This window comes from Cytophaga hutchinsonii ATCC 33406, from assembly GCF_000014145.1.
Lineage (GTDB): Bacteria > Bacteroidota > Bacteroidia > Cytophagales > Cytophagaceae > Cytophaga > Cytophaga hutchinsonii.
In genome coordinates this window covers 108527-120000 of record NC_008255.1, presented here as the reverse complement: position 1 = coordinate 120000, position 11474 = coordinate 108527, and the positions used below count along the sequence as shown (strand labels likewise).

General features: G+C 38.0%; 9 protein-coding genes. 3 read left to right on the top strand and 6 right to left on the bottom strand.

The genetic code is table 11. The annotated features are described in order from the left end of the window. Positions 1-547 precede the first annotated feature (547 nt). The 5 genes from CHU_RS00500 to rpmH form a co-directional block, all read right to left on the bottom strand. Complete coding sequence (locus CHU_RS00500; protein ID WP_011583510.1) at positions 548-1060, bottom strand: DUF2480 family protein; 513 nt, start codon at positions 1058-1060, stop codon at positions 548-550. A gap of 14 nt (positions 1061-1074) precedes the next feature. Next, on the bottom strand, positions 1075-1752 hold the full coding sequence (gene tsaB / locus CHU_RS00495) for a tRNA (adenosine(37)-N6)-threonylcarbamoyltransferase complex dimerization subunit type 1 TsaB (RefSeq protein WP_011583509.1): 678 nt from the start codon (positions 1750-1752) through the stop codon (positions 1075-1077). 82 nt (positions 1753-1834) lie between these two features. Beyond that, entirely contained in the window at positions 1835-3487 is a 1653-nt protein-coding gene (locus CHU_RS00490) for a S41 family peptidase (protein WP_011583508.1), read from the bottom strand. A 45-nt stretch (positions 3488-3532) separates the two neighbouring features. Next, positions 3533-3949, bottom strand: a complete 417-nt coding sequence (rnpA, locus tag CHU_RS00485; protein ID WP_011583507.1) for a ribonuclease P protein component — start codon at positions 3947-3949, stop codon at positions 3533-3535. A gap of 44 nt (positions 3950-3993) precedes the next feature. Next, a complete protein-coding gene (gene rpmH, locus CHU_RS19070; RefSeq protein ID WP_011583506.1) occupies positions 3994-4152 on the bottom strand; it encodes a 50S ribosomal protein L34 in 159 nt (52 codons plus the stop codon). Between the two features lie 160 nt (positions 4153-4312). On the opposite strand from rpmH, the gene CHU_RS00480 reads away from it, so the two are divergent. From CHU_RS00480 to trxA, 3 genes are all read left to right on the top strand, one after another. Further along, entirely contained in the window at positions 4313-5995 is a 1683-nt protein-coding gene (locus tag CHU_RS00480; protein WP_011583505.1) for a protease, read from the top strand. A gap of 155 nt (positions 5996-6150) precedes the next feature. Further along, positions 6151-9735, top strand: a complete 3585-nt coding sequence (gene dnaE, locus CHU_RS00475) for a DNA polymerase III subunit alpha (RefSeq protein WP_011583504.1) — start codon at positions 6151-6153, stop codon at positions 9733-9735. Between the two features lie 60 nt (positions 9736-9795). Further along, positions 9796-10116: a thioredoxin gene (trxA, locus tag CHU_RS00470; protein WP_011583503.1), complete on the top strand. Its 321-nt coding sequence runs from the start codon at positions 9796-9798 to the stop codon at positions 10114-10116. A gap of 747 nt (positions 10117-10863) precedes the next feature. Here the strand turns inward: trxA and CHU_RS00460 are convergent. Further along, positions 10864-11466 (bottom strand): hypothetical protein, encoded by a 603-nt coding sequence (locus tag CHU_RS00460; protein WP_011583501.1) that lies wholly within the window; start codon positions 11464-11466, stop codon positions 10864-10866. Positions 11467-11474 lie beyond the last annotated feature (8 nt).

Here is an 11474-nt window from a genome sequence, read left to right as displayed (position 1 = left end):
CAACTTATAGTTTTGTCTTCATGCACGAATGCATTCCAACGATGTCTGTCCTAGGCTCCAATTATTTAATTTAAAGTCCACTATTCTATTTATCCAATACCTCAAAGAACTTTCCTTTCCGCTCTCGCTTCCAGATTGTAGGTCCGTTTTGCATCTCTGCTCAACTCCTCTTTTTTTTCATTATCAAGCGAAACCTTCCGTCTCACTCTTTTTATCAGCCCCGTTCATTTTCTAACGGGTTGCAAAGGTAATTCCTTTTTCTTTTAAAACAAATCCTTTAACAAATTATTTTAAAGTTTTTATTTCGAATCCCTTTTCAATACTTCAACTCCTTCCCCTTTAAAGCCTGCTGCTTTATCGGGTTGCAAAGGTGAACATTTTAAATTTAATCTCCAAATCAGTTTAGAAAGTTTTTATTCTTTTCTTGTACTAAATTTAGAAGAGTTAAATCGAATCTTTTAATGAACGTTCCCAAAAAGTGCCTTGTTATCGATTTGGGAGTGCAAAGATAGGTTTTTTAATCTCAGCATCCAAATGAGAATTTGAATTATTTTAATTGCTTGTATACGGGAACCGTGCTGCAGGGTTCTCCATACATAATGCTTGAAACTACCGGAAGCAATTTATTCGTCAGTTCAACATACGCAGAAACAGGCACTTCCAGCTTACCACAACCCTTAATTACGACCTTAGCCTGGGTATAATCGGCTGCATTTATTTTAGTAATTGCCTGTGAAAATATTTTTGCATGGAGGTCTTTTAATGTCCCGAATACGATCAAATTTGCATAGGGTTGCAGTTTTGTTGTAACCAACATATATGCCCAGGTTGGGATAATTGCATCAACGGAACATGTAATTGCTACATTTTTCCCTGCATATTGCTCCCAATTATGTTCTTTTAAGAAGGCCCTAAAGTCCTTTTCTTTTAAAATAATACCCTCATGCAAGTAATTTTTTATATCAAAAAGCACTTTTTCGCCGGAATCAAAATAATCTTCCAGATCAATTGTGATCAATCCGCTTTGTTGAACCTTATTTATTATTGTATCTGTACTCATTTTAGTAATACTTTTTATGACTTCACATTGCTGTTTGTGTGAAATTCTTTGATATAATTGGGTTCAAAGTAGGCAATATCTTCGAATGTTTGATTTTGAAACTTTTCAAAAGCCTTTTTACCCATAAATTCTGCTGATGGATATGCATCGTTTGCAAAGAATGCATTCGAATGACTGCAAATTTCCTGAAACTTGCGGCTTCCATCACCACCAAACAACACTTTTTTATCTATTAATTGTTCCTGAAAAGATTCTTCGGTAAGAATTAATGCTTGTTCCTCCGCAATTTCATTCAATCCGGAATCATATATTGTTGTATATACTTCCATACGCCTGGCATCAATCATAGGTACATAATATATACCAGGTTGTTTGTGTTCTAATTTGGCTGCAAGGCTATATAAAGAGGAAACTGAAATAAGCGGTTTGTCCAGGGCGAAACAAAAACCTTTTGCCGTTGATGTGCCAATACGCATTCCTGTATAAGAGCCCGGCCCGGCTGAAACAGCATATGCGCTTAAGTCATTCATACTTATTTCACATATCGCCAATATATGGTCTATCATATGTGAAATATTTCTGGAGTGAGAGCGGTCTAAAAATGTTTCGGTGTGTGCAATCAATTTGCCGTCTGTATGTAAAGCAACAGAACAAATGGATGTGCTTGTATCTATACTTAATATATGTGCCATAAACTATGCGTTAATAATAAGAGCAGGAAAATCAACGTATGACTTCCCTGCTCTTATATAAACAAAGCATTTTGCTTTGGGGTTATTTTCCGGATAAGATCGAATTGTATTTCGTCTTATTATTTAATACTTCAAGCGCTGACTGTATGTCTTTGTCGCTATCGAAAGATGATTCAATGATACCTTTTTGCAGATAGTATCTGGAAGCAATTTCTTCTTCTAAATATTCCATAATCTGGCTTTGAAATTTAATCAGATCATTCTCTTTATCTTTTGCGATAACTTTTTTCATTTGATCCAGCTGATCTTTCATGGCATCAAAATATTTCTCCTGCTTGGACTGCTTTGTCATTTCATCTAATGTCTTTTCAACTTTAGTTGTATAGGAGTAATCTTTGTCTTTTAACCAGGTAACAAAATCCTGATAATCTCTATCTGACAGGTTAAATGTTCTGGCATCGCCAATGCTTTCGTGTTTTGAACGGTATTCGGTTGCATAATCGAACAACAGACTCTTGGAAACCAATGCAACCAGGATCGGAGAAATAGAATCCTGAACGACAGTAATATCAGGAGTTACACCGCCGCCATCATATACCGTTCTTCCATTTGTAGTTTTAAACGCTACATGCAGCGAATCTGCAAATTTAGATACAGAACCGTCTGCAGCTCTGTGTGCGTAATCAATTGCCTGAATACAACGTCCGCTTGGTGTATAATATTTAGCGGTTGTAACTTTGATCTGAGAATTATATGGCAGTTCACGTGTTGTTTGCACAAGGCCTTTTCCATACGAACGCTGACCGATAATTACCCCTCTGTCATAATCCTGAATTACTCCGGCAACGATTTCAGAAGCTGAAGCACTGCGTCCGCTAACTAATACAGCAATTGGAATATTCAAATCGTCTGGAACAAGCTCTGTTATATATTTTGTATTCCATTCAGAAACTTTCCCTTTTGTACTTACTACTAATTTATCTTTCGGAATAAAGATATTCGATATATTAACGGCTTCGTTCAGCAAACCACCTGGGTTTCCTCTTAAATCAAAAATGATCTGTGTAGCTCCTTTAGCTTTCAAATCAGTCAATGCTTTTTTCACTTCAATAGAAGCGGCTTGTGTAAAGTCAGAAAGTTTGATATAACCTGTATTTGTATTCACCATACCGAAGTATGGCACATTGCTGATTTTGATTTTCTGTCTTACCAGCGTAAACTCTAACGGTTCAGGTGTGTTAAAACGCTTTACTTTAATTTTAAGCGGTGTGTCTGCCTGTCCTCTTAATAATTTACTTACATCACCTGAATTTTTACTTGTCGTCACAATGCCATCTACACTAAGAATTTCATCACCAATCTGAAGACCTGCTTTTTGTGCCGGGAAACCTTCATACGGCATCAGGATGATTATTTTGTCTTTACGCTCACCAATAACAGCACCTATACCACCGTATTGACCCGTCATTTGTGTCCGAAAATCTTCAATTTTATCTTCAGGGATATAATTTGTATACGGATCTAATGACTCCAACATTGCATCAATACCTGTTGTCATCGTTTGTGACGGATTAACTTCGTCAACATATAATAAATTCACCTCTTTATACACGGCAGAAAAAAGCTCCATGTTTTTGGCAATTTCAAAATACTTATCTGTTTGTTTAAATGCAGACAACAAAGCAACTGATCCTATGGCAACAGCTGTAATAACTCCCCAACGCTTAATGTTCATCTTATGAGAATGTAATGAATGTTTTTTAATGCTTAATCAGTACGATTACTTCAATGAGTTATTGTCTGATTGCGTCATTTTAATTATTAAATATAGCTTTTTTTTCAATTCCTCCAGTTGAATTTCTTCTTTAGCTGTATAAAGAATTGCCAGTGAAGCAGGTTTTACAGGAAACAATGCGAGCAATTCGTTTTTTTGCAGGCGATACGCTTCGCGAATTAAACGTTTAATTCGATTGCGATCAACAGCACGCTTGAAATTGCGTTTGCTGACAGAGATAAGTACTTGAGGGAAATATTCGGTATAGGTATCCGCAGACAAAAATAATATCCGGAAAGGATATTTGAATCTGGATTCGCCTTCTTTGAAAAGGCGATCGATTGTAGTTTTACTTGTTAACTTTTCCTTTTTAGGAAAAGAAAAAAGCTTGTTACCGTTTGTATGTATATTGTTTTGGTGCATGTTAATCTAACTGTTCACCCAAAACGGTAACAAGCTTAGAATAATTATCCTTTACGAGGAATCTCGTCTGATACCGTTAATCTTTTACGACCTTTAGCTCTTCTTGCAGCTAAAACTCTTCTACCGTTAGCAGTTTCCATTCTTGAACGGAATCCGTGCTTATTTTTTCTTTTACGGTTTGATGGCTGAAATGTCCTTTTCATAATTATAAATCGTTATCCTACTTATTATTGAAGACAAGAATCTGTTTCTTTCATATAAATAGGGTTGCAAATATACCAATCGTTTTTCGAACTAACAATATTGTTTTTAAAAATAACTTGTTAATATTTGTTAAAAGTATGCCAGACTTCTTTCTTTCTTATGCAAAAATCGACAAAATCAATTGAATATCAAATACATACTACTAATCTTCCTGCAAATTTTATTCAGGTAACAATTTCGTTCGAAACGATAAAAAAGAATCCGATCTTAAAAATACCTTCCTGGAGACCTGGCCGGTATATGTTGCAGAATTATGCAGCCAATATCCGGGATTGTAGGGCTCAGAATCAAAACGGCACTTTTTTGCCCGTTACAAAGACAGACAGGAACTCCTGGCAGGTTCAGGCGGAAACCGGAATGACAATAACTTTCAGCTATTTATATTACTGCCGGCAACTGGATGCCGGTGGCTGCTGGTCGGACCCGGATTTATTCTATATAAACCCGATTGCCTGCCTTATGGCTGTTGACGAACAGGAAACGTTGTCTTGTATACTTCAGCTAAATTTACCTTCCTCCTTTATTATAGGTACAGGAATGCCTAAAGAATCCAGTAATTTATATGTAACAGGTTCCTTTCTGGCTTTAAGCGACTTCCCTATTGTGGCTTCGCCCACATTGACTACGTTATCTTATACTGTTCAGGATATTCCGTTTTATATTCATTCAACGGTTGATGCGTCTCACTTCCCGTCAACTATGGTTGATGACTTTAAACTGTTTACAGTTGCTCAGATCAACGACTTTGGGACGTTCCCCGAAAAGGAGTATCATTTTCAGTTGTTGATTGTGCCATACCAGCATTACCATGGTGTCGAACATCGAAATTCTACCGTAATCTGTTTGGGACCCGCTTCTGATGTGAAAGAAAAACTATATCCGGAATTGATCGGTATCTGTTCGCATGAACTATATCATACCTGGAACATATGTAAAATCAGGCCTTCCGAAATGCTTCCGTATAATTTATTTGAAGCGCAATATTTTAATACCGGTTTTGTAGCGGAAGGAATCACGACATATCTGGGTGATTTTTATGTTGCACTTACAAACGTTTTTTCTAAAAAATGGTATCAGGAAGAATTTAATATTTTACTGAAGCGTCATTTTTATTCTTTCGGTAATCATCATCTTTCCATAGCAGACAGTTCGTTTGATCTATGGGTTGACGGTTACGAAGCAGGCATTCCCAACCGTAAAGTTTCTATTTATGTAAAAGGTGCTATCGTTGCATTCCTTATGGATACAGCGATCCGTAAGGCGACAGCAAATGTCTCAACGCTGCGTGACATGATGCTGATACTATGGAATTCTTATAAAACTGACGGCAATGGCTATACTGAAGATTCCATTACAGCGCTTTTTCATTCCATTACTTCTAATCAATACGTTGAAAAATTCCCGCACTGGATCTATGGGCTGGGCGATTTAAAAGAAGATCTACTTGATGCTTTTGCTCATCTGCAAATGCCTGTAGATGAAGTTTCCCATAGTAATTTCTTTGCACGTCATTTTGGATTTCTTTGTGATACATCCTTCACAATTCAATCTGTTGATCCTGATTCTCCTTATATTCATTTACTGGGCAAAGGCGATAAAATTCTTCGTATAAATGATTTGCCGGCAACAGAATTTTCTGCGGAACAAATTCATGAACCTGCATCTGTTTTTATTGCCTATACGAATGGTATTCATATAAAGGAAATTGATCTGAATATTTCTGATGTGCTTTATTTTAAGACTTTGCAGATTGAACTTACAGAAGATTCGAAATTGGTTTAATAATCCATCCATTGAAAGGGACGGCAATGAAGCGCAACAGCGCCTATTATTCGACTTGCATGAACTTATTTTGCGAAATAATTGCCGTGTTGAAAACTTTTGAATATCTCTTTTTTGTTATTGGGTAACTTGGAGTTCTTACCCAAAATACGAATATGCCTGATTTCGCACATTTACATGTCCATTCACAGTTTTCTTTATTAGATGGTGCTGCCAGCATAAAAGGTCTGGTTGGCAAAGCGGTTAAAAATGAAATGAAAGCTCTTGCGCTTACAGATCATGGAAACATGCATGGCATTTTTCAATTTGTTGCCGAAGCGGTTAAAAATAACATCAAGCCAATTGTTGGTTGTGAATTCTATCTTGTTGAGGATCGTTTTAAGAAGAACTTTACGAAAGACAATAAAGATGTCCGTTATCACCAGTTACTATTAGCAAAAAACCCGGAAGGATATAAAAATCTGATCAAGCTTTGTTCTCTAGGCTACATCGAAGGTCAGTATGGAAAGTACCCGCGTATTGATAAAGAACTTATACTGCAGTATCACAAAGGTTTGATTGCGACTACGTGTTGCCTGGGAGCTGAAGTGCCGAGAACAATTCTGGCTAAAGGTGAAGAGGCTGGTGAAAAGGCTTTCAAATGGTGGCTGGATTTATTTGGTGAAGACTATTATGTAGAGCTGCAGCGCCACGATATCAAAGAACAGAATATTGTAAACGAAGTGCTGATCAAGCTTGCACGTAAGTATCAGGTACCAATTATTGCTTCGAACGATTCGCATTATGTGGATCAGAAAGATTCGAACGCGCACGACATTCTTTTATGTATCAATACCGGTGAAAAGCAAAGCACCCCGACCATGAAAGATTTTTCGGATGATGAATCGATGATGAAGGGTCGTCGCTTTGCATTTGCGAACGATCAGTTTTATTTCAAAACGAAAGAGGAAATGTCAACGCTATTCAGCGACATTCCCGAAGCGATCGACAATACGATGCAGATTGTTGACAAAGTAGAAATACTGAAGCTGAAGCAAGACATCCTTTTGCCTAATTATGAAATCCCTTCAACATTTTTAGACCAGGATAATTATTTACAGCATTTAACATACGAAGGTGCCCGCAACCGATACGTTGATGTAACACCAGAAATTAAAGAGCGACTGGATTTTGAATTACATACCATCCGCACGATGGGCTTTGCCGGCTACTTTCTGATCGTGCAGGATTTCATTAACAAAGGCCGCGAGATCGGTGTGTTAATCGGGCCTGGCCGTGGTTCAGCTGCCGGCTCTGCTGTTGCATATTGTATTGGTATCACCAACATTGACCCTATTAAATATAATCTCCTGTTTGAGCGTTTCCTGAATCCGGATCGTAAGAGCATGCCCGATATTGATACAGACTTTGACGACGAAGGCCGTCAGAAAGTGATTGATTATGTGGTAGAGAAATATGGCAAAAAACAAGTAGCGCAGATTGTAACCTATGGTACAATGGCAGCGAAGATGAGTATTAAGGATGTGGCGCGTGTACTGGATCTTCCGTTACAGGAATCAAATGCGCTGGCCAAACTTGTACCCGACAAACCAGGCATTGAATTGAACTGGGTAATGAAAGGCCCGATGAAGGCGTCGGATAAAAAGAACGAAAAAGACAAAACGCTTACAGAAGAACTAACGCCGGAAGATATAGAGAATGTAAAGAAGCTTCGTGAAATGCTGGATGACGAAGGCACACTTGCTTCTGACGTATTGAAGGAGGCATTGATATTGGAAGGCTCTGTACGCGGCACGGGTATTCACGCGGCAGGTATCATCATTGCGCCAAAAGACCTGTATGATATTATCCCCGTATTCACCGCAAAGGATTCGGAGTTGTTGGTTACACAGTTTGACGGCAAAGTAATTGAAGATGCAGGTGTAATCAAGATGGACTTTTTGGGTTTGAAAACCCTTACCATCATTCGTGATGCGTTAAAAATGATTGAAGAAAACCACGGTATAAAAATCGATATCGATTATATTCCGCTGGATGATGCGAAGACATTTGAATTGTACCAGAAAGGTGAAACAAACGCGACGTTCCAGTTTGAATCGGCGGGGATGCAAAAACACCTCATCAATTTAAAACCGGATAAGTTTGAGGATTTGATTGCGATGAACGCCCTATACAGACCGGGCCCGATCGAATACATTCCTAAATTCATTCAGCGTAAACTGGGCAAAGAAGAGATTGTGTACGACTTGCCGGAAATGGAAGAATACCTTGGTGATACGTATGGCATTACCGTTTACCAGGAACAGGTAATGCTTTTGTCTCAGAAGCTGGCTGGCTTTACAAAAGGGGATGCCGATGTACTGCGTAAGGCAATGGGTAAAAAAGACCGTGCCACGCTGGATAAAATGAAAGGCAAATTTATTGAAGGTGCGGTAGCAAAAGGACTTGATCCGAAAGTATGTGAAAAAGTATGGACCGACTGGGAAGCCTTTGCTCAATACGCGTTTAACAAATCGCACTCTACCTGTTATGCGTTTGTAGCGTATCAGACGGGTTATTTAAAAGCAAATTATCCTTCTGAATATATGGCGTCTGTGTTGACGCATAACTTAAGCAACTTTGATAAGATCTCTTTCTTTATGGAAGAGTGCCAGCGTATGGGCATGGCGGTTCTTGGGCCGGATGTAAATGAAAGTAGTTACCAGTTTTCTGTTAACAGCAACGGGCAGATCCGTTTCGGGATGGGCGCCATTAAAGGTGTGGGAGAAGGCCCGGTGCAGGCGATTGTTGATGAACGCAAGGCAAACGGACCATTCAAGGATTTCTTTGATTTTGTTTCCAGAGTTAATCTCCGTGCGGTAAGTAAAAAAACATTTGAATCGCTTGCCCTTGCCGGCGCACTGGATTATTTCACCGAACTGCACCGTGCACAGTATTTCAATGTAGCGGAACGTGAAACCATCACATTCCTTGAAAAAGCGATCCGTTACGGAAATGCTTTTCAGACGGAAGATGACAGCAATCAATCGTCGCTGTTTGGCGATAGTTCAAGTGCGAAACCTGCGCCGCCTAAAATCACGCCTTGCGAGGAATGGGGAAATATTGAAAAACTGAAAAAAGAAAAAGAGATTGTTGGTTTCTATATTTCCGGTCATCCGCTGGATCAGTTCAAACTGGAGATCGACAATTTCTGTAATTGTCCGTTGGAGAATGTCATGAGCAGTCCGCAGGGTAAAGACCTTACTGTAGCGGGTATTGTTACGAAAGTAAATGTACGCCAGAGCAAAAACGGAAAACCATTTGTACTCTTTACAATTGAAGATTACAGCGGCTCGCTTGATCTGGCTTTATTTGGCGAAGATTATCTGAAACACGCGCATTTTATCAATATTGGCGAATTCCTGTTTATGAAAGGCAGTTTGAAGCCTAAATGGGGCCGTGAAGGGGAATTAGACTTTAAAATCACCACTACGCAGCTATTGGCAGATGTACGTGCTAAATTATGTAAAAGCGTTAATATAAGTGTTAATCTGGACCAGATCAATGCTATTACCGTTGTTGAAATTGACAGGATCGTTTCGGAGCATAAAGGCAGCTGTTTGCTCTATTTAACACTGACTAAAAATACAAACGAGCATACAGTAAAAACATTCTCACGTAGTTACAGAGTTGACCCGAATAACGTATTTCTTAGCGAGTTGAACAAACTGGAAGGCATCTCGTACAAAATAGGTGCCTAAGGAACCATTTTTATTAAAATTTGATTAAGTTTACAGTATACAGTTAACACATTTTCAATTATGGGAAAAGCAGTAGAAATAACAGACGCGAACTTTGAAGAGATAATCAATACAGATCAACCAGTATTAGTAGATTTCTGGGCTGAATGGTGTGGACCTTGTAAAATGATTGGGCCAGTAGTTGAAGAACTTGCTGGTGATTATGCTGGTAAAGCAGTGATTGCAAAATTGAATGTAGATGAGAATCCGGTTGTATCAGCTAAGTTTGGTATCCGTTCAATTCCTACTTTGCTGGTATTGAAAAAAGGTGAGATCGTTGACAAGCAAGTTGGCGTTGTTCCTAAATCTGTATTGGCACAAAAAATTGATGCGCAGTTATAAATTAACGCTGTCAGTATACCTTCTTAAAAAGGCGTAATCAAATTGATTACGCCTTTTTTATGTCCAATTATTTCAACTCAGTATCGTTTTATATAAAATATACTGATTGATATTATTTCATCGATATAAAAACTTACTTCTGAAATAGCGTCTGCGTATAAGTTTTCATTTATAAGATTTATTATTTTTTCCATTTAGAATATCTGTAACCTTATAATACTGAACAGAAAACATTAAACCCTACAGATCGTCAGGGTGTGCACATCTTGCCTGCAACATTAATAATAGCTTAGGATTGAGGTAACGATATAGCAACACTATTTGTTGAATTTTGCAGTATCACTCCCGCTATGAATTGCCATGTACGGTATCCACTCATTCGACCCTGAATACATTAAACTTCATAATAAAAATGGCACACGGCATTTTTATTTAAGAAAATACATGCCTTCTAATTTTGTTAAAAGCTATAGGTTTTTACTTCGGATACGAAGAAAGAAATTATTCCAGGTGTATAAGGCCAGCCGCAATTTCTTTTCCAGATAAACCAGCATGCCCGCATTTTTAAATAACACAGGTCGGATATTTTGATGCCATTTTACAGAAAACAGAGAAAAAAAATAAGGGCGTCCGTCTGACGCCCATAAGATTAAAAAATTGAATAGCTCTGTTTTCAGCTTCAAAGGTACGTTACCAATGTTACCTAATGGCTACCTGTATATTATTGAATCTTTACTGAATTGTTAACTACTTGCCCGCTGCTTTGAGACTATCTTTCATTTGTTTTAAAAAATAGAATTCATTTTCAGCTCCCAGCTCCCATTTATGTGTTTGTTTATCATAAAATACACCCTTCTCCGGCCATTGAATCACAGTATCTTTATTTGCTGTTTGAAAAGAAAGTACGTCGCCGGTGTACAGATATGGAATCAGTGTTGGAAGCACCTTTGGAAAGTCTTCTTTACTGTATCTGATGGATATAAATTTTTCTTCAATAAATTCTGGTTTCTTCCCCCATATGTAACGCCCACCTAATAATCTGTAATTTTCAAAATCCCTTCCGAGTTCTTTGCGGCTAACAATATAATGTACTGTATCCTGAGACATAGAAGCGTATTCATACGCAACATCATAATCTGTTAAGCGACCAACCTTATATTTTGTCAAGCTGTCTGAGAACCATGCAGTATCGGATATTTCTGTTGGCTTTTTTATTATGTATGTAGATAAAAAATTCAAATGTTCCTGAACGTCTTTTCCTATTACCTCTTCTGGCTTTTTTAATGAAGAGTTACATGACCATGTTAGCGTCAGTATAAATATGATGAAGAATTGTATACCTGATTTCATTTAGAATT